This is a genomic window from Bacillus sp. LK2 (assembly GCF_001043575.1).
Taxonomy (GTDB): Bacteria; Bacillota; Bacilli; order Bacillales; family Bacillaceae_G; genus Bacillus_A; species Bacillus_A paramycoides.
Genome location: NZ_LDUK01000007.1, coordinates 19,818 through 40,002, shown reverse-complemented (window position 1 = coordinate 40,002; position 20,185 = coordinate 19,818). Strand labels below are relative to the sequence as shown.

21 protein-coding genes and 8 pseudogenes are annotated in these 20,185 nt (G+C 32.4%); all 29 read left to right on the top strand.

The genetic code is table 11. The features are described 5' to 3' along the window. The first annotated feature begins 155 nt into the window (after positions 1-155). The 29 genes and pseudogenes from VK90_RS07670 (at position 156) to VK90_RS07540 (ending at position 20,160) form a co-directional block, all read left to right on the top strand. Positions 156-811 (top strand): annotated as a pseudogene (locus tag VK90_RS07670) (type IV secretion protein Rhs). A 13-nt stretch (positions 812-824) separates the two neighbouring features. Then, the gene (locus VK90_RS07665) at positions 825-1,301 is read left to right on the top strand and encodes a hypothetical protein (RefSeq protein WP_048371711.1); all 477 of its coding nucleotides are present in this window, start codon (positions 825-827) and stop codon (positions 1,299-1,301) included. A 141-nt stretch (positions 1,302-1,442) separates the two neighbouring features. Beyond that, positions 1,443-1,718 carry an Imm48 family immunity protein gene (imm48, locus tag VK90_RS07660; protein ID WP_002198549.1) on the top strand — a complete coding sequence of 92 codons (276 nt, stop codon included), beginning with the start codon at positions 1,443-1,445 and terminating at the stop codon, positions 1,716-1,718. Positions 1,719-1,848: 130 nt separating this feature from the next. Further along, positions 1,849-2,049 (top strand): annotated as a pseudogene (locus tag VK90_RS28240) (PoNe immunity protein domain-containing protein); the annotation flags it as partial. 294 nt (positions 2,050-2,343) lie between these two features. Continuing rightward, positions 2,344-2,748, top strand: a complete 405-nt coding sequence (locus VK90_RS07655) for an immunity 22 family protein (RefSeq protein ID WP_016128617.1) — start codon at positions 2,344-2,346, stop codon at positions 2,746-2,748. Between the two features lie 529 nt (positions 2,749-3,277). Continuing rightward, complete coding sequence (locus VK90_RS07650) at positions 3,278-3,718, top strand: SMI1/KNR4 family protein (protein WP_048371706.1); 441 nt, start codon at positions 3,278-3,280, stop codon at positions 3,716-3,718. A gap of 18 nt (positions 3,719-3,736) precedes the next feature. Then, the gene (locus VK90_RS07645) at positions 3,737-4,192 is read left to right on the top strand and encodes an SMI1/KNR4 family protein (RefSeq protein WP_048371704.1); all 456 of its coding nucleotides are present in this window, start codon (positions 3,737-3,739) and stop codon (positions 4,190-4,192) included. Positions 4,193-4,540: 348 nt separating this feature from the next. Beyond that, positions 4,541-4,696, top strand: a complete 156-nt coding sequence (locus VK90_RS29805) for a hypothetical protein (protein ID WP_156185385.1) — start codon at positions 4,541-4,543, stop codon at positions 4,694-4,696. 22 nt (positions 4,697-4,718) lie between these two features. Further along, entirely contained in the window at positions 4,719-5,228 is a 510-nt protein-coding gene (locus tag VK90_RS07640; protein ID WP_048371702.1) for an ankyrin repeat domain-containing protein, read from the top strand. A 602-nt stretch (positions 5,229-5,830) separates the two neighbouring features. Continuing rightward, a complete protein-coding gene (locus VK90_RS07635; protein ID WP_097872584.1) occupies positions 5,831-6,103 on the top strand; it encodes a hypothetical protein in 273 nt (90 codons plus the stop codon). A 27-nt stretch (positions 6,104-6,130) separates the two neighbouring features. After that, positions 6,131-6,601 (top strand): Imm30 family immunity protein, encoded by a 471-nt coding sequence (locus tag VK90_RS07630; protein WP_048371700.1) that lies wholly within the window; start codon positions 6,131-6,133, stop codon positions 6,599-6,601. A 112-nt stretch (positions 6,602-6,713) separates the two neighbouring features. Beyond that, on the top strand, positions 6,714-7,121 hold the full coding sequence (locus VK90_RS07625) for a toxin-antitoxin system YwqK family antitoxin (RefSeq protein WP_048371699.1): 408 nt from the start codon (positions 6,714-6,716) through the stop codon (positions 7,119-7,121). 44 nt (positions 7,122-7,165) lie between these two features. After that, complete coding sequence (locus VK90_RS07620; protein ID WP_048371697.1) at positions 7,166-7,858, top strand: endonuclease V; 693 nt, start codon at positions 7,166-7,168, stop codon at positions 7,856-7,858. 214 nt (positions 7,859-8,072) lie between these two features. Further along, a pseudogene (locus tag VK90_RS07615) lies at positions 8,073-8,597 on the top strand (DNA/RNA non-specific endonuclease). A 2-nt stretch (positions 8,598-8,599) separates the two neighbouring features. Continuing rightward, a complete protein-coding gene (locus tag VK90_RS07610; protein ID WP_048371695.1) occupies positions 8,600-9,091 on the top strand; it encodes an antitoxin YezG family protein in 492 nt (163 codons plus the stop codon). A 419-nt stretch (positions 9,092-9,510) separates the two neighbouring features. Then, a pseudogene (locus tag VK90_RS07605) lies at positions 9,511-9,783 on the top strand (DNA/RNA non-specific endonuclease); the annotation flags it as partial. A gap of 4 nt (positions 9,784-9,787) precedes the next feature. Further along, positions 9,788-10,279: an immunity protein YezG family protein gene (locus VK90_RS07600; protein WP_048371692.1), complete on the top strand. Its 492-nt coding sequence runs from the start codon at positions 9,788-9,790 to the stop codon at positions 10,277-10,279. 321 nt (positions 10,280-10,600) lie between these two features. Then, entirely contained in the window at positions 10,601-11,236 is a 636-nt protein-coding gene (locus tag VK90_RS07595) for a DNA/RNA non-specific endonuclease (protein ID WP_082147835.1), read from the top strand. Between the two features lie 21 nt (positions 11,237-11,257). After that, positions 11,258-11,713 (top strand): immunity protein YezG family protein, encoded by a 456-nt coding sequence (locus VK90_RS07590; RefSeq protein ID WP_002187016.1) that lies wholly within the window; start codon positions 11,258-11,260, stop codon positions 11,711-11,713. Between the two features lie 383 nt (positions 11,714-12,096). Continuing rightward, positions 12,097-12,353 (top strand): annotated as a pseudogene (locus VK90_RS30580) (HNH endonuclease); the annotation flags it as partial. Continuing rightward, positions 12,353-12,559 (top strand): annotated as a pseudogene (locus VK90_RS30150) (AHH domain-containing protein); the annotation flags it as partial. The pseudogenes VK90_RS30580 and VK90_RS30150, both read left to right, overlap by 1 nt. Before the next feature lie 24 nt (positions 12,560-12,583). Further along, positions 12,584-13,039 carry a DUF4274 domain-containing protein gene (locus tag VK90_RS07580; RefSeq protein WP_048371689.1) on the top strand — a complete coding sequence of 152 codons (456 nt, stop codon included), beginning with the start codon at positions 12,584-12,586 and terminating at the stop codon, positions 13,037-13,039. Between the two features lie 677 nt (positions 13,040-13,716). Continuing rightward, positions 13,717-13,923, top strand: a complete 207-nt coding sequence (locus VK90_RS31370) for a hypothetical protein (RefSeq protein WP_048371687.1) — start codon at positions 13,717-13,719, stop codon at positions 13,921-13,923. Beyond that, positions 13,893-14,003 (top strand): annotated as a pseudogene (locus tag VK90_RS30570) (HNH endonuclease); the annotation flags it as partial. The gene VK90_RS31370 and the pseudogene VK90_RS30570, both read left to right, overlap by 31 nt. A 17-nt stretch (positions 14,004-14,020) precedes the next feature. Then, entirely contained in the window at positions 14,021-14,491 is a 471-nt protein-coding gene (locus VK90_RS07570; protein ID WP_048371685.1) for a DUF6985 domain-containing protein, read from the top strand. A gap of 229 nt (positions 14,492-14,720) precedes the next feature. Continuing rightward, positions 14,721-15,248: a hypothetical protein gene (locus tag VK90_RS27575; protein ID WP_231595835.1), complete on the top strand. Its 528-nt coding sequence runs from the start codon at positions 14,721-14,723 to the stop codon at positions 15,246-15,248. Positions 15,249-15,263: 15 nt separating this feature from the next. Beyond that, positions 15,264-15,773, top strand: coding sequence for an Imm6 family immunity protein (locus tag VK90_RS07560; RefSeq protein ID WP_048371683.1), 510 nt, complete (start codon positions 15,264-15,266; stop codon positions 15,771-15,773). A gap of 849 nt (positions 15,774-16,622) precedes the next feature. Then, positions 16,623-18,117 (top strand): annotated as a pseudogene (locus tag VK90_RS31365) (T7SS effector LXG polymorphic toxin); the annotation flags it as partial. Positions 18,118-19,677: 1,560 nt separating this feature from the next. Beyond that, positions 19,678-20,160 carry a hypothetical protein gene (locus VK90_RS07540; protein WP_048371679.1) on the top strand — a complete coding sequence of 161 codons (483 nt, stop codon included), beginning with the start codon at positions 19,678-19,680 and terminating at the stop codon, positions 20,158-20,160. Positions 20,161-20,185: the final 25 nt, after the last annotated feature.

The window sequence follows — 20,185 nt, the reverse complement described above, 5'->3', positions numbered from 1 at the left end:
ATAATCAATAAACTAAACTCTTAGAAAATATTATTTGAATTTAGAGCACTTGATTGTCGACTAAAGGCAACAAGTGCTTTTTAATTAATAGGCATGCTATAAAATTTTAAAAATTACTTTTATGAATTAAGGCTAATAGAAATTACTAGTATTATATAATTGAAAATAGATTAGCAAAAGGTGTGGACACCGTATCCCCATTCGTTAAAGGCGTCGAAATATTGCCAGATGGAGGTGTAATTAAATCTGGAACGAACTTCAGTGAAAGCGTAAAAGAAGCCCACGATGCCTCGAAGGCGAGTATTCAGAGTAGGATCTCGAATTTGGAGAGTGGTGGTGTTAAGGGTACGGGTAATATTGGTAAGGGAGCCAGTGGGGCTAATGAATTCGATGATATCTTAGTTGATTCATACAAAAATCTGAGGGGAAATAAAGAAATTTCAGGTCAAGCACATCATTTGAATCAAGATGCTGCTTTTAGAGACTATATTCCAAGAAATGACGGACTTTCTGTAAAATTGGAAGGAAATATATTTAAAGATATAGATAACCCCCATTACAATGCTCATAAAAGTTTAGAAGATTTTTGGAATATTTACAGGGAAAATGGAGATTTAGCAGGGCTTAAACCTAATTTAACAGACTATAACAATGCATTGAGAGATTCTTTAATTAATGCAGGTTTATCAGAAGCACAGCAAACAAAGCAATTTCAGAAGCGATCAAGCAACAAATAAATGCTGGTCTTTTGGCTGATGATTTCATGCCTAGAATACCGGGGAGAATTAATTTACCAAAACCAAAACCTTGATGGAGGAAGTAAAGTGAGATTAGAAAATGAAGTCGTGAAGTCTTTATGTAGAATTGATTTTTTATCACACACTAGAAAATTAGAAATTGATTTTGAGATAGTACTAACTTTAAAATTGGCTAGTAAAAGTATTAATCAATTAAAGTGGGAGAACCTTTGTTTAGATAGAATAGGAGATGTTACTTCACATTTATCAAAGAATTATAAAGAAATGTATAATAAAAATTGGAATAATTTAGCGATGGATATAAAAAAAGAAATTATTCCCATTGCTGATAAAAAATTGTCTGTTCTGATTAGTGAAGGACAACTTTTAGAAAACATGAAAAGTCAAATTTTATTTGATATAATGAATATCGCACTATATAAGAGTTATTCTTTAGTATGCGAGTCTGAATTTTATAATTGTTTATACGAAATATATATAAATGGTTATATTCCATGTGGGTGGACTGGAGAATATCCTAAAGGAAATATAAAAGTTATATGATAAGGAGCGAAGTTTTTTGGAAGAAAATAAAGATTTCCTTAATGAATATATGAATATTATAAATACTACCATATATAAGGTTTTTAAAATGGACATCAATGATGAACAAGTAAAGCAAATCTTAGGTGCATACTTTTTTGAATGTTTAATGGATTAGGACACGAAAAAAATATTAAACCTGTTGACATACAAGGTGCTATGATTCAGATTTTAAACGAAAAACTAAATTATTCTTTAGAGTCTGCTGTTCAATTTAGCCAGTTTCTTATTAATTCCACAGATAAAAATTTCCATCCTACTATGTTTGCTATTATTCATAGAGGATTGGAAGGATATTTCATGTATAAAGATGGTAGAAATGAAGAATTATCACGAGATTTTCATGATATTATTGAAGTTGTTAAAACAGCAACTTAAATTAGAATTAAGATAGTATGTGCTATTTCACTAGATTCTATGAGCGAAGGAGAAAGATTTTTAAAGAATAAAGTGAAATGGCTAAAGCAAATGATGGGTATGTTAAACTAGATAGCGGTCGAGATAATTCAAAGCCAATTATTATATTGAAAGTTTCTTGAGAACTTATTCGGAAACATGGTACGATGCACATGAAAATAAACATGACATTTATAGTGGTTACTGGAGTTTTGAAAGTGGAGCAATCGCAAAAATTTTAAAATTAGATGACTCAACCTTGAAAGATACTTCGTACTACCCTTATGATATGGTGCATTACCAAGAAAAATAAATGTAAGAATTCACAGTGATAAACTTTTACACTGTGGATTTTTTTTGTCCATTTAATCGTTTTATTAAGGGGTGAAAAAAGTTTATTTTGTTAATCTAATAGGTAAACATGGTGATATAGGTTCTACTACAGCACATAATGAGTTGTTAAAAATTATTGATAGTTCTCTAGATTATAGTACATTTAAAAGAAGATTAAAAAATTGAGCACATTATAGATTGAAAGATGGAATAAATTCATTACCTGAAGGCTTAAGATAATTGATGTTACTATAATTTGTATATAGGGGAATTTATGGAAAATCCAGGTGTAATGTCTTTATGGATAGGTAATTTTAGAACTAAGCAAAGTCTAAAAGAATATGTTGAGATTAAGTTTGATGAAGTTGGGGATAGAATTCAATCTAAATTCATGAGAGACTTTAATCTTGATTTTATTGATTATAACCAAGATTTATTAGAGAGCACCTTGATAGAGGACTCCACTACATCGTTGACTACCCTTTTAAGTGGTTCCTCTTACGAAACGGAAATTTTATCACAATTTGTGGAACATTACGGGGAAGAATTGCCAGAAATCTATGATTCTGTTATTAGATTATATGATTTTGAGTACGATGGAGATATAGATGAAGTTAAATTTAAAAGTGGAAATTTAATTTATATGGGGTCAGCTGTATATGAGGAATGGGATGAATAGTTTGTGATTTAGTGAAGGAAACTAATACGATTAGCTACAGTAACTGTCTAAGTATTTATTACTGGATTTATAGGTTATATACTAGAGTGATAAAGCATGTGGTACTAAAATTGTATACACAGCCGGGTAAGGCATGAGAACGAAAAAGAATAGGCTGTTAAAAAGTACATACTCCATGATGGTTATACCATCATAGAGTATGATGTGCAATGATAGAAAAGAAAACGAAGTACAAGCTTAGGCGAGATGACATTTTACTGGGTGATGAATATAAATACATGGAATGAACATGAAAGTAATGAACTCGTACAGGTTCGTAAGTTTTAACGTAGTAGTTGTCATGACATATAAAAGGTGTCATACTGTTACTACAAGACTTACAAAATTAACGATACTTAAAAACAAATGAACTTAAAGCACTTGATTGTCTATGATAGGCAACAAGTGCTTTTTTAATTGATTGGTATGCTTTAACTTCATAAATAGTTGGTAAGAGAGACATAGCAAATCGAATTAGGGAGTTGTTTTCATGAGAAGAATAAAATGGGAGCGTACACATGACCCTATTACCGAGCAGATAATTTCAGAAGTTGAAGAGAAGTTTAATGTGATTTTTCCTCAAGATTACAAAAATTGTGTAATGAAATATAACGGTGGTCATCCAGTACCGAATATATTTTTCTTTGAAGATGGAGAAGAAGGAGTTTTTGATTGCCTACTAAGCTACACGAATGAATATATTAGCATAACAGTTACTTATGATATTATCTCGCCATACATCCCAAAGGAGATAATACCCTTTGCTACGGATCCATTCGGTAATAAAATATGTTTTGATTTTAGAAATGATAAACACTCACCAGCAATAGTTTTTTATGATAGTGATGAGTGTGATGAACAAGCAATTGAATATATTTGCAGTACTTTTACAAATTTAATAGATTCGTTGCATTTTAGTGAAAACGAATGAGTCGGAGGTCGATGAATTATGAATCTTAATTTTGAATATACTTTCAAACAAATTAAAGCCGAAGATATAGAAATCTTTGAAAGACTTAATGGATTAGAACTACCAGAGGACTATAAGAGTTTCTTATTAAGAGATAATGGTGGTAAATCTAATAGAAGAAGATTTGCTACGAAAGATGATGTAGTTACGTCATCAATTATGATGTTCTTTCCACTATCAGAGGAAACAGAAAATAATCTACAAAATTCTTTGAATTATTATATTAAGGGAAATAAATTGCCTTCTAGACTTATTCCGATAGGGAAAGATCCAGCTGATAATATTATATGTATGTCAATCCATGGTAACGATATAGGAAGTGTTTATCACTGTCATACCTATCAGATAAAAAATGAAGCGGAATTAGAAGCAAAATTTATTAGGGAAATAGCTTCTAGTTTTACGAAATTTATTAATAAACTTTCTGAGAAATAGAATTATATTATCAGAGGGAGAATTTGTAAAATACCCACATTAGGTACCGTTGGTTGAGTAGGTAGAAAAAGAGCAGTGACGGATTGTACAATCCATTATTTGAATCAAAGTTAAACAACGTTATCGGTATCGAATGAACCCATCACTCAACCAATAACACATATAACCTCTTTGTAAAGTACAGAAAAAATAGACCGGACTTATATCATGACAACAAGAACATACAATCAACAAATCAAACCCTTTATAATTTGATAAACACGCTTGCTAAGCTTTCAAGGGCTCATTCCAACTGAACGATGAGGAGGAATGAGCTTTTTTTCATGACTAAAAACAAAGGAGGAAAATTTGACTTGGGCACCAAATGCTGTAATAGGACAACACAGTTTTGATGCTTTGGAGGAAGTAGTGAGTTGGTTAAGAGTTGTTGAAGCAATAGACGGTGACTTTGATGATATTGTTGAAACTCTTAAAGATTTAGGAGAAATAGCTAGTACAAGATAGTAGAGATACAGGAGGTAATTTTATGGATGAAAAAATTTTAAATAAAGCAATAAGGAATGCAATTAAAATTGGTGATATTAATGAAGTAAAACGTTTAATAGGAGATAATCCAGAATCTTTACATTCAATGACACCATTTGGTACGTGGTTACATGTAGCGGCAGCTCATGGACATTTAGAGATAGTAGAATATCTTATTAATGCTGGAATAGATATTAATGCACAAGGTGGAACTTTCTCAACAAATGCTCTTGAAAGAGCGACTACAAAAGGACATTTAGAGATTGCTGAATATCTAATTAGTCGGAATGTAGGGATAGATATTAGTGAACCAGATAGAAATCCTCTGTTTGCTGCAATATACGGTGGGCATTTGGAGATTGTTAAATTGTTAGTTGAGAACAATATAGATATATCTATAAAATACTCTGGTGACACCATGAAAGATATGGGAGCTTATGAATTTGCTATTGAAAGAGGGCAAACAGAGATTGCTGAATATTTAAAGCGGAAGATGGATGAAAAAGAATAGGCTGAAAAAAAGTACATACTCCATGATGGTTGTACCATCATAAAGTATTACGTGCAATGATAGAACAGAAAACGAAGTACGGCTTAGGCGAGATGACATTTTAATGGGCATGGAACGCATAGTAAACTAACGAATGCACACAAGCTCGTACGTTTTAAAGGTATTACATGTCATGATACACGAAAAGTGTCATATTGTTTTTACGACGTAATAAAATGCACAAATTTAGAGCTAACCGTGAAAACTTAGAAAATACATGAACTTAAAGCACTTGATTGTCAATTATGGCAACGAGTGCTTTTTTGTATTTTAGCGTAGAAATAAGTCGGTACACGTATAATTTTATAAGTATACTAAGGGTACGGGTAAAATTGATTATGATGAATTGAAAGTACGGCTTAAAGAACGTTATAAAAGATTTGTGGATGATAAGAGACAAAATATACCACAAACAAGTACAGAATTGCTTCCAAATGGGTTGAATCATGGAAAGTTTGGAAGATTGCCCAATGCAAAAGGAGACAATATAACAGGTCACCATATGCCGTCTAATAAATAATATGCAAGAAGAGTTTGAGATTAAAACTAAAGATAGTTATGCGATGTTCTTAGAGCATCCGCATCCAGGGCAAGGTGGAAGGCGTAGGAGAACTTTTACATATGGATTGAGTAAAAGAACAAGGCCAAGGGATTTTGATTTATATATGTCTTTGAAGCCATGGGATTCTCTAGCGTTTGATATTAATGATTTAAGGCAAATTATGAAAGAGGATGGATTATATAACAAAGAAAATAGAGAGAAGCTTAAAGAATATATTGATTACTATAAAAAATATGAGCATAATGATTTAAAGATATTTGGCAGGCCAAAGTAACAGTGAATAGAAAGGAAGGAGAGTACAATGGAATTTAAAGAGGATATTTCTATTTTATACAAAATGCGTTTTCTAGAGAATGAAGGAGATAATATTGAGGAGTTTGAAAATATTCTCAATGAATTATCACATAGAGGAACAAACAATATAATCCCTGATCTTTGTACGATTTTTGAGGATGATATCGCTGAGCCATCAGCTGGTGATTACCTTATTGAAACGATATTTTATATTGCTGAACATTCCGGGATGGAGGAAGGACTATACAAATTAGCTATGGGTATTCCTAAAATGTTACCTCATGCAGAATTCTGGGCGGAAAGAATTCATCGGACACTTTTAAATTCAAAAGGTTTAGTAGTATCTTATATTAATGCATTAGAAAATGTAAATAGCCCAACAAAACAAATAATTAAAGGAATTCTTCTTGAGATAAGAGAGGACGATCCAGATTTATATTTAGAAAAAGTTAATTCAATCTTAGAAAAATTAAACTAAAATAAAAAAGCGTTTGAATCGAGAGGATTTTCCAATAAATAAAAGGGAGAATAAATGATTCAGTTTTCGGTAAAATTGAAGGAATTTGAAGTGATATCGGAGGTTTCTAAATTTGGAAGATAAAATATTAAATGAAGAATACGTTATGAATAATGGCAAGAAGTTTGGAGAGTATTTTGGATATGGAGGAGATGAATACGATTCTTTTATAGTAGAATATGATCAAGATAATAATGAGCATATTTTTACTGGGATCATTTATGATTGTTATGAGAATGGTAATTTAGCAAATTACTATATGGTTAAGGATGGAATTAAGAATGGAGAAATGGTTAATTTTTATCCGAATGGACAAGTTAAAGAAATTAAACATATAGACAAAAATACTTTAGAAGGTATACAAAAAGAATTTTATGAAAATGGTGTTATAAAATTAATGGAACATAGAGTTTTAGGTAGATTAGTGAGTTTTAAAAAATATGATGAACAAGGAAAAATAGTAGAAGAAATGAGGAAATAAACAATGAAATCTGATCAAATCTGTGTTAATGAAATGAGTGAAAAATGAGAAAAGAAGAGCTGTTCAAAAAAGAACAAGAAAAATGGATTTCTATGATTTCATTAAAAAATAATTTTCATTTAGCTGATATTTATTTAGTGGCTGGAATTGATATTGCATATTGGACAGAAGGGAAAAAAGATTATGGAGTTTGTTGTATTGTCGTAATAGACTATATTACAAAACAAATTATAGAAGAAGTAGAATATTCGGGGCAAATAGATGTGCCATATATTTCAGATTATCTAGCTTTTCGGGAACTTCCTTTAGTAATTGAGGCAGTGAATAAACTGCAGTATCAACCAGATCTTTATATGTTCGATGGAAATGGCTATCTTCATTATAGGAATATGGGAATCGCAACACATGCTTCATTTTATTTAAATAAACCTACGATAGGTGTTGCGAAAAGTTATCTGAAGATAAAAAATACGGATTTTCAAATGCCTAAAAATGAAAAGGGGAATTTTACTTATATTGAAGTTGATGGAGAAATATATGGAGCGGTATTGAGAACGAGAAAAGATGTAAAACCTATTTTTATTTCATGTGGTAACTGGATAGATTTAGGGACTTCAATAGAAATAACCCTACATTTCGTTGAGAAAAATAGCAGATTACCAATTACAACACGATATGCAGACTTAGCAACCCATGAGAGTAGAAGAAAGCATGTTAATAAAAATGATGATGTTTAGTATATTAGAATGTATGTGAAAGTTGTAAATAGTGCTTATAGTACGTGTTTGTAATAAATTTGTATATGTTTTTTGAACTAGAAGAAGGGAAATTATCTTCTAGTTTTTTGTTTGAATGAAAGGATTTAACTAGGAAACGAAATACTATAATTTCAAGTGGATACGACCATAAGTTTGTTTTTTGTTGTAAGAGTTTAAGATTACAACATAGGGTATGGGTAATCCTCCTAAGATAACGGAAATAAAAGAGGAGGATCTTGGAAAGCATATTATTAAAGGGAAAAATGGAAGGAAAGAACTTGCACCAAACGTGCGTTATATTACTGAGGATGGTTATAAATATACAACAGATGAGCTTGGTAGAATAGTAGATGTTTAGGCAGGAGAATTAATACTTCAAAAAGGAAAACGAAATAAAGGAATGCAAGTGGCTGCAGGTCGGGAAGATAGGTTGTTTGATGATGGTGGACACTTGATAGGAACTCAGTTTCATGGTTCGGGAGATATTGATAATTTGCTTGCTCAGAATAGGCAAATTAATCGCTCTGGTGGAGAGTGGTACAAGATGGAGACTGAGTGGGCAAACGCTCTGAAAGAGATTCCTCCCAAAAAAGTATCTGTAAAAATTAAGCCAGTTTTCGTTGAGACTTCATTAAGACCAGATTCATATAAAGTAGTTTATGAAATTGAAGGTAAAGGAATATTTAAGAAAACCATTGAAAATAGAGCGGGAGGTTGAGTATGGAAAAGGAAATGAAAATGAATAGATTATATAGAGAGATAACTGAAACAGTTAATGAAATGATTCCAGAAGATTGGAATAAATTTTATTTTTATGCTCAAATATCAGAAAATGGGGGAGGAACTTACTTTTTTTATAATACACTTGAAAATAAGCAATATAAATATAGTTTAGAAATTCCTTTCAAATATCAAATTGATGAAGATGAATTTGAGAGAAAAGAAGATGTTTTATATAAATTGAGTAAGGAACTTAGAAAGGTTTTTAAAGATAATCAGCAAGAACTTTGGTACTCCTTTACAATGACTCTTGAGAGTAGTGGGAAATTTAAGATGCATTACGATTATACAAATTGGTTCGATACAGAATATAGTTTTAGTGACCAAATGATTATTTGGAAAAATAAATACTTAGGCGAAGTACCAAATGATGAAAATTATAAAGCGTTAATCGATAAATATTATAGTGAATTTCCGAATAATCCTATTTAACTAAATAAAGGACCAAAAAATAATAGGCTATTTGAAAATACATACTTCATGATGGTTGAAACACCATAGAGTACTACGTGCAATGATAGAGTAGAAAACGAAGTACGAGCTGAGGCGAGATGACATTTTAATGGAGGATGAATATAATTACCTAGAATGCATATAAAACTAACGAACTCGTACAAAATTGTAAGGTTTAACGTAGTAGTTGTCACGACATATTAAGGGTGTCATATCATTACAGTACAACTTACAAATTTATGCGATTTAAAAATATATGAACTTAAAGCACTTGATTGTCATTTGTGGCAACAAGTGCTTTTTTCATAGATATATTAAGACTCGATAAACAAATAAAAATATAGATTGTATATACGGATTGATAAATGAAATAAAATAAGTCGTGAATATTATATAGCGGACATTTAATTGCAACTATATTTAAAGGCTCTGGTGATATTGATAATTTAGTCGCCCAAAATAAACAAATTAATCGTTCTGGTGAAGGATGGTATAATATGGAGAAGGAGTGGGCTAATGCTTTAGGTGGAACTCCTCCTAAAAAAGTGTCAGTAAAGATTGAAACAGTATATAGTGGGCAATCATTGAGACCAAATTCGTTCTTTGTGGAATATCAAATTCAAGGGAAGAAACCGATTATACGTGAAATTTTAAATAAAGCAGGAGGTTAATAATATGTCATTTGAAAATGAATTAAATAAACTTTATCCTAAAATTGCTGAAAAGATAAACGAGATGATACCTGCTGAATGGGGAGAATTTTACTTTAATGGTGAGGTGAAAGATGGGGAAGGAGGAGTATACTTTTTCTATACAACCTTAGATGAAAAACAAGAATATAAATATTCACACTATATACCTAGAATGTATAATGTTGATAGAAAAATTTATAATCAACTTCTGCATGAATTATTTGATTTGACAGTTCAATTACAACAAGTATTTATTGATAATCAACAAGAGGCTTGGTTTTCAGTTACAATGATTGTGAATGGTGAAGGGAAATTAAAAGTTCGTTTTAATTATGTCAATTGGAACGACTCAGAGTTTGGACCTTCAGATAGGATTGAATACTTTGAGTACAAATATTTAAAAAGAGAACTAACAGATGAAAATGATAAAGAGTTGATGGAAAGAATGCAAAAATATGAAGAGGAGCATTCTTAATATCAAAAAGCTATAAAAAACTCTTATCACATATCGGGGTACATCGTAGTTTATACGATGAAAAGTTTAATTTTAGTAAATAAACATTTAAGAAATGACTTTGATCTTGTGGCAAAGTCATTTTTTATTTTAATAATTCAATTTTTGTACAGTGGAAGTTAAAGTTAAGAACAAAAAGGCTGGAAAACAGTAGATAAAATAAATGACTGGGATCATGCGATAAAAAGCGGAGTTGCCAAGGTAGTAGACGGTACAACAGGTGGGTTCAATATCGCGAAAGATTTCGTTTTAGGTAAATCTCTAGCACCCGTTGATGGGGTCATGGGACTTCGTCGTGGCACGAATTGGGAAGCTGTGGTGAAGGCGAGTCATGACGAGTCGAAAGGGATTATTCATAATAAGATTTCTAAGTTGAAAGAGAGTGTTGTTGGTAAGGGTACGGTAAATAGGTCAGTAAATGGTACTGATGGAGCAAGTGGCGTTAAAACATTAGTTGGAGCAGGAGAACATTTTACAAACGGAAGAAAAAATAGTTTAAAGCCTGATATTAGGTATAAAACAGGAGAGTTTGACTATTTTTATGAAACCGATAGTCTTGGAAGAATTGAAGAATTTGAAACAGATAAGCTACAATTAACTGAAAGAGAGAAGAGATTATCACATAGTAAAAATACACCCGGTAAAGTAAAAGGACAAGACCATGCAGGGCATTTAGCAGGTGATAGATTTGGAGGATCACCTAAAATTGATAATTTGGTTTCGCAATTATCTGATGTTAATTTGAAGGAATATAAGAAGATTGAAGAAGAGCGGGCTAAAGCTTTGAAAGCAGAACCCCCTAAAGAAGTAACAGTTGATGTTGAAATAATTTATTCTGGAAATGATATGCGCCCAAAGGAATTTATAGTTAATTACACTATTAATGGTGAATTGGGCTCTAAAGTTATTGAAAATTAATCTTAGGAGTGGAGAAGTAGAATGAAAGAATTTGAAGATAGATTTAGTGAATTACAAGCAGATATGATATCCATATGTATGGAATATGTTGAAGATAGAGCGGATAAAGTATATGTTTACGCTTCATGTGAAGAAAGTATTATTTCGAGCAGCTTCTTTTATTTGATTAATAATAAGTATGTAAAGAATCATAAAGTGAATGAAGCATTGGAGGATGGAGACGAAAGATATGATGTGTCTCCAAAACGAGGGTTCATGGTATTGCGCATAATAAATGAAGATATCAAGAAAGTAAAAGTATTGTGCAAAGAATATGAAAAAGACATGCCAACAGAGATGAAGTTAATATATGATGTTAAAAGTGGCAAATTCAAAGCTGAATACAAGTATGATTTAGTATATACAATTGATGATATTAAAACGGCGGATCATATTGCTGATGAGTGGTTTGAAGAAGTGAAAAATAATAACCTTTAAAAGGTTTACAGTAATAGTTATATCTAAGTTGAATGGATAACTCATGGTGGTTGTACCATCATAGAGTACTATGTGTAATGATAGAATAGAAAACGAGGTTCGAGATTAGGTAAGATGACGAATTACTAGGCGATGAATATAAACGCATGGAATGAACATAAAACCAACGAACTCGTACAAACTCGTAAGTTTTAATGCAATACTTGTCCCGAAATATATAAGGTGTCATACTGTTACTACAAGACTTACAAAATTAACGATACTTAAAAACAAATAAACTTAAAGCACTTGATTGTCTATGATAGGCAACAAGTGCTTTTTTAATTGATTGGTATGCTTTAACTTTATAAATAGTTGGTAAGTTGGAAGAAGTAACGGCATTCATGAATAAGTTGCCGAATAGTATGAAGAATGTCGTGGAGAAGATTAAAAATATTGAAATCCCGAATGTATTCCCTGAACTTTCGGCAGCTGGTGTTGGGAATGGAGGAGAAAGAAACGCACTTGGAGCGTTATTTTCTACTGTTAAGAGTGAAACTAAGGTACGGGTAATAGAGATGCTGATATTCCACCAGCCTTCAAGCAAGAGGAATTTGCTAGTTCGTATGAATCAAGGATTAATCAAACACCTGCACAGATCATTCTGTTTACAATGAAGTAGTTGCAAGAGCGTTAAATAAAATGGATATTAACCAAAGTATTGATAGTTTACAAAAGCAGGTATATGATTTGCAAAAAAATTTAAGAAAATTACAGGGGAATGGTTTACCATTGTACCCAAGCCAAGGTGCAACAGTAGAACTTTGGGAAAGAAAGCTAAAACAATTGGAAATACAAAATAAGTAAATATCAGTAAGGTGGTAAGGTGTAATGGAAAATAAAGATATTAGTTTGCTTGAAGAATTACTTTATAATACAAATAAAGAGGATACAATTAGCCGAATAAAGAATATAGATAATCCAATAATCCTTCATTGTTTTGCAGCAAATTATAATTGGGATAGTGGATTTGATATATCAAATGAAATTCTTGAAAATAAAGATTGTGACTTAGGAACGGGATTACTAATGTTTCATTATGCCGATGGATATCGACTATTAGAAAGTCCGGAGGAAGTTTCGAATTCTCCATTACAAGAATGGAAGGTTTTTATATTAAAAATTCAAAATAAAATTATGAATTTGGAGTTTAAAACACAAAATATATCATTTAACCCTGAATTAACAAAAATTCAAATATTCAAGTTGAAAAAAAGTAACCCAAGTATTTCAGATATTCTTATTAGTGAGTCACCAGGAAATATAATTGATATTCCTAAAATATAAATAAACATAAAAAACTCATTACAGTAAATAAATGAGTTTGGTTATAGTGATTTTATAAAGCTTACTATACTAATTTATATTTTATGTACGGATATGATAAAGTTCGTGGTGCTAAATTTAAATACGCACAAGTATATATGAATAAAAAATAAAGTATATGTGAAGTAGATAGAAAAACGAAGTACGAGCTTAGGCGAGATGACATTTTATTGAGCGGCGAATATAAACACATGGAATGAACATGATAGTAATGAACTCGTACAAGCTCGTAAGTTTTAACGTAGTACTTGTAATGACATACAAAAGGTGTCATATTGTTACTATAAAACTTACAAATTTATGCTACTTAAAAACAGATGAACTTAAAGCACTTGATTGTCATTTATGGCAACAAGTGCTTTTTTCATAGATATATTAAGACTCGATAAACAAATGAAATATAGATTGTATATACGGATTGATAAATGAAATAAAATAAGTCGTGAATATTATATAATTGGAATTAAACTAGCAAAAATTGTGGACAACATATCCCCCTTCATTAAAGGTGTAGAAATATTACCTGATGGAAGCGTAAGTAGATACGGGGGAACAAATTCTAGGGAAAAGTAAAAGAAGCACCGTGGCATCTCTAAAGCGAGTATTCAGAGTAGAATCTCGATAGTGGTGTTAAGGGGATGGGTAATAGTAGTAAAGTAGATGTCACTTATGGGACACAATTTCGTAAGACTGGTAACAAAAAAGAACTAAAACCAAATGTGAAGTACAAAACAAAAGAAGATACCTATGAAACCAACAACTTTTGTCGGATTGATAGTGTCGAAGCGGAATTACAACTCGGCAAAGGAATGAGAAATCAATACAACTTGTACCATCAGAAATAAATGGCAAATTTGGGCATCTTGGCGATGTAGGAGAGATAAATGCAGGAGCGTTTAAGCCAGGAGAATTTGCCAATAAATAGAAAGGGGGAAATTCAAAATGAAAATAAATGATGCAGTTTTTGGCGAACTTGAGTTTAATAATTATGATTGGATTGGATATAAAAACATTGAGTTTTTTGGGAACGAAGTTAAGGTGGCGTTAATAGTCAGGGGAGAAGATGATGGTCAGTTTGAGGAAGAACAATATATGGCATATAATTTTTTAATAGAAAGATGGCAACAATTACAACAAAGTATTTTGGAGCCTATATTAGATTATTATAAACAAAAAAGATATGAACTTGGTTACGATGTTGAATCTAACGAAAATTATCCTTTAATAGAAACAGCTACTCAAATTCTCGAAAAAATAACCTTAGTTGGAATTTTTGTTCCAGATAATGACCTTATCGACTTTCTTGATATCGGACTTACGTTTGACTGTACATGGGATATGGAAAATGGATTAGGCCTTTGTCTTGTGAAAGGTGAAGTAACTGAGGTAGGTTATCAGGACGTTGCAATTTAAGCATTACTATTTGTAAGGGATACACATAATAGAATATAAAAAATTGTTTTTTTGGAAATTGATAGTAAAGACAGCAGAGATAGATATTAGAAATCTCTGCTGTTTTTTATGCAAATGGAAAAATTAATCTTGAAGGTTATTTCTATCGTACATACTATTGAGGTCTTTTACTAAAGATATTGAATTTGTAAATCCATCTGGTAAGGGTACGGGTAATAGTAAAATCCAATTGGGTAAAGAAGATTTGGATGTTTTATGGAAAAAGTGGAATGTTCCAGAGACTAATACAATAGCAGTTGGTAAAACAGATGTAAAAGGCCTTAGGGATTTGGCTTTTGAAGGAGGGTCTCCAGAAGTTAGAAAAGAAGCTGGACTGCCTTCATTGGATACAATCTTACCAAATAGAGAGAGTAGGGCTCCATATGACCATATAAAAAATCCTAAGTTAGCACAGTTTACAAGACATGCTGAAGAAGGAGTTTTAAATGAGTTTGATTATGCTATAAAAAAAGCAGGAATCGAACCAACGGAAGTAACGGGTACACTTAGAATTCATCAATCTAACCCAAGAGGTGTATGTAATAAGTGTAGCAAAGGATTACTGAAACCTTATCCTATTGAAAAGAGTGGTATATTTTATCAAGTTAGCAAAAAATATCCTAACTTAACAATAGAAGTAACATCGGAGATTGATGGCAGTGTTAAAACTAATGGATTGTTATCTTTTGTTTTAAAAGATGGAAAGATTATTGAATAATTTAAGGAGGAAATCATGGGTAATATATTAATCGAGAATTTACAAAAAGAAGTTAAAGTAGGCTTTGCTTTAGCAGTTGCTGAAAGAGTATTTTCTATAATCAGCAAGGATGATGAAAGATATCCAGATGGAAGAGAAGCCTTGGACAAATGTTGGCTATGGGTTGAATCTCATGCTGTTACTGGGGATGAATTATATGAGCTTATTGATAACGCAGACTTTACAGGAATTTCAGAATTTGCAGAGGAAGAAGAAGATTTGAATATTGCTAGGATCTGGTCACTATTAGTTGATGCTGTCGCTTATACTTCTTGGGAAGCTTATAAAAATGAAAAAGTAAAATATTTACCACAGTCATTAGAAAGTATTACTACCGATAGTATTACAATTTTCTTAAATAGTGCAGTAGAAACCAGCCTTATTACTGTAGAGGAAATCAAAGAAATGGAAACGGTTATTAATAATTATTGGAGTACAAATACTGAAATTCCAACAAAAAGAGAAGATTTTATAAATATATTTTAAGTAAGTAATAAATTTGGGGAGCTTCCAGAAGTAAAAGGTGACAACATTACAGGACATCATATGCCATCTAATAAATATATGAATGATAAATATGGTATTGAGACAGATGAAAGTTATGCTATCAACTTAGAGCATCCACACCCGAGAAGGGGTGGAAGACATAGACGGACTTTTACTTATGGGTTGGGTTCAAGACCAAGACCAGAAGATTTTAAACTGTATATGTCTTTGAAATCACGAGATGCTTTTCCCTTTTTTATGATTTTTGGTGTTAATTCATCCAACGAATAGCAGTAATTTCGTATAATTCTAAAAAATTTGACCATTCCTTGATATTCCCTTAACATTACCTTATACATATATACGATATAATAAGTAATTCTCTTTATCTTGACTCTATATATTTATTGTTTCCTTTTGCAAAATCATTATGATAAGGGTTCTTTTTTGTTCCATTTGGTTTGGGATCTATTCAGAAATCTGTGGCCTTTTTCTTATTTCATTTTGGCCGGATATTCCCAATCATGTTTTTTCTTAGAAACAGTTGAAGAAACTACCCGGAGATCAGTCGAGATACGTGTCATTTAGAGTCAACCATTATTTTATCAGAACTATGTGGGATATATATTTTTAAAAGTATTGATGAAATAGTTAAGAATTCGCTGTTTTTTTCGCATAAAAAAAGAACCCACCATAAGGTGGGTTCTTTAGGGGATTGTTTCGTTTAAAGAGTGATATGTCTAATAAACATATAAAAGAAGATATAGGTTACTACATATATGTACATTAAGAATTTTAATAATGGATTTAGGGCGATGTTGCCGTGCCCCAGAAAGAGAGGCGGATTAAATGGGCTTTCATGTAGATTTAAAGGAATTCCTTGAAGTACTGGAAAAACTTCAAAAGGACACCAGTAAAACCAATGATCAACTTGACCAAGCCAAAAACGCATTGAATGGCATTATCCAAGCTGATGCCATGCAGGGTGCAACAGGGAAAGCGATTGTCAACGACATCAATAATAACCAAAATACAGTTGTGATTGGTTTGAAAGATACCAATGAATTACTTAGTATCGAAATGGCGCAAACCTTACAGGATTTTCAGTCAACAACGGGAGAAACTGATGAGAATGCGATTATTCTGGAAGATGCATTACTGCAAGCACAAAATAAACTTTCCAATCTCCAACCCAAGAAACATGAAATGGATAGTCGCATCTCTAATATTTACAACAGCGTAAGTGATTTGATTTCACTGAGTATGCCGAACAGCCAGTTTGATGAAAAACTGGTTGCAGCCAGTAAAGAACTAGAGGATACGATTCAAAAAGTACAGCAATTTGAAAGCAAAAAAGAAAAAAGCAATGCGGAAAACATTCTCGATGCCCTAAACAAACAAGTTCAAATTGCAGGGGAGATGAGTAGTTTATCTTATACTGATCCGAAGCTTCAAGCTTTCTTTGCGCTAGATGAGTTGGCAAAAGGCATTCATGAAATGGATACACAAATCACGAAGGCGGAAAAAGAAGCGCAACTTCAGGCTGAAAGAGAAATGAAGAAAAAGCAAGAGGAATGGGCGGAACATCATCCAGTGGAGGCTTGGCTTCAAAACTTTTCCGATGGTGTTGGTGAGAAATGGGATGTATTGAGAAAAGGTACAAAATGGGTAGGGGAGAACATTCCTTTCCTGAAAGACCTTTCTGATTCTGCCTTGGTGTTGGAAGGTTTTATAGGCGCGGCAGGTTCCGCTATTAGTGGGATTGCGATAGGTGCAAGTAAGCTCGGTTCGCTTGTCTGTAACTTGGTTACATTGGGATGGAACTCTGCAACAGGGCACGAGACAGCCCAATGGAGGATGGACGATCTCAGCGCGACTTGGCAAGGGGTGAAGAAACTTGGTGAGTACGCGCTAGTGGTCGCTGGTACGGCTAATCCAGCCTTTAACTATTTGATGAATAATAAGGCGCTGACTGATAAGGTGCCAATTTTGAATGATTTGGCACAAACCTTCCGAACTGACCAAAAACAGATCTTTACAATGGGCGCCAACTATTTGAAGAATATTTTGACTGATCCTTATGCCTTGGGAGGCGCAGTATTTGATATTGGTAGTTGTTTTGTCGGCGTTGGTGAAGTAACCGCCGCAGTGAAAGGCGGAAAACTCGCAGAGGGTGCAAAAGCCTTTCAAGTAGCAGAGAAAAGCGGTAAAATAGTTGGTAAGTTGGAAGAAGTAGCGGCATTCATGAATAAGTTGCCGGGTAGTATGAAGAATGTCGTGGAGAAGATTAAAAATATTGAGATCCCGAATTTATCCCCTAAACCTTCATTAGCCGGCGTTGGGAATGTAGGAGAAGGAAATACACTTGGTAGAGAGTTATTTTCTGTTGCTAAGAGTGAAACTAAGGGGCAAGCGCAAAACGCGAATCGGTTATCTGGAGAGAAACTCGATAATCTTTCTCTTAATATAGAGAAGAAAACTTCTGTAGGGAATGAACCTGTGTTTGAGAAAAAGCCAGCGCAGTTTTTTGATGGGTTGCATTTGAAGAGTGGTCAGAAAGTTCCTTCAGAGGGGTTAAGTAATGCTGAGCTACATACCAGTGATAGTGTTAAAAAACATATTAATAATAGTGGGTATTCAGTAGATGAATTTGTTGAGTTGTTACATCCAGATAGGGTGTTAAATGCTAATGAAAAGACAGTAGTTGATAATATAAGAAATGAAATTGGAGTACCTGATGTTGGTACAAAGATGAAAAAAGTAATCCCACAAAGTGATATATATAAGTATTTATATGACGAAAACTATACAGGTGTAAGAGGATTTACTGCAGTTGATGAACATAGTGCAAATTTAAAAACACTGTTTGAAAATTATGAAGGAGCTAGGCTTGACTATGATGGAACGATGTTTAAAGTAGATCATGGAGGAAATGGTGTATCAACACCAATTGGTGCACCAGATAGATTTTATGGGACTATTGAATATATAGAAAATGATCCATCAAAGTTGACGATTCCAAGGTGGGAAGCTAATGTCGATAATTATCCATTTACTGCAAAAGGGTTCACAGGAAGTAAAAATATTGTATTACCGGAATTTTCATATGAGAGGGGTTATACAAGAGCTTTCCAGAATGGAGATGTATTGAATATTATAGATTCAGAAACTGGAAGTGTAGCAACAAAATTTGAATTTAATAAAAAATCTGGATGGGTTCCAGAGGGGTTAAGTAATGCTGAGCTAAATACCAGTAATAGTGTTAAAAAACATATTAATAATAGTGGGTATTCAGTAGATGAATTTATTGAGTTGTTACATCCAGATAGGGTGTTAAATGCTAATGAAAAGACAGTAGTTGATAATATAAGAAATGAAATTGGAGTACCTGATGTTGGTACAAAGATGAAAAAAGTAATCCCACAAAGTGATATATATAAGTATTTATATGACGAAAACTATACAGGTGTAAGAGGATTTACTGCAGTTGATGAACATAGTGCAAATTTAAAAACACTGTTTGAAAATTATGAAGGGGCTAGGCTTGACTATGATGGAACGATGTTTAAAGTAGATTATGGAGGAAATGGTGTATCAACACCAATTGGTGCACCAGATAAGTTTTATGGGGCTATTGAATATATAGAAAATGATCCATCGAAGTTGACGATTCCAAGGTGGGAAGCTAATGCCGATAATTATCCATTTACTGCAAGAGGGTTTACAGGAAGTAAGAATATTGCATTACCAGAATTTTCATATGAGAGGGGTTATGCAAGAGCTTTCCAAGATGGAGATATATTGAATATTATAGATTCAGAAACTGGCAATGTAGCAACAAAATTTGAATTTAATAAAAAAATTGGATGGGTTATGGCTGACTAGGAAGGAAGTATAATAAAGTATGAGTGACTACGCTATTTATAAAAATAATTTGTATAGATTAGATGTATCGGATAATAACCTAGAGCTTATAAGTAATTCAAATGAATCCATAAAATATGGATTTAAAGAATTAAAATTTGAACAAGGATTCGTTTCAAAAGTAATATATATAAAAGATGTTGATATTAATGAAGTAGAGATGGCTTATAAATTGAAATACAAAGTAATATATAAAGAAAAAGAATTTGTTCCATGGGCAATAGGTAAGTTCATACTAGAAATACATAAAATTACGCTAGGTACAAGTGATGAAAAAGAAGCTAGAAATTATGGATTTGAAAAGATGGAACAATTTGTTTTTAAAAAAGAGGTTCCAATAGAGGAAGTAGATGCTTTAATAGAAATTAAGGAGCCTATTTTGAAATTTCAAAATATGGATGAAAAGGTCACTAGAATCGAACAAAAGGATATAAGAAGTTATTTAAAGAACCTTTTAGAATAGATTATATTTAATTATATTGTATTAA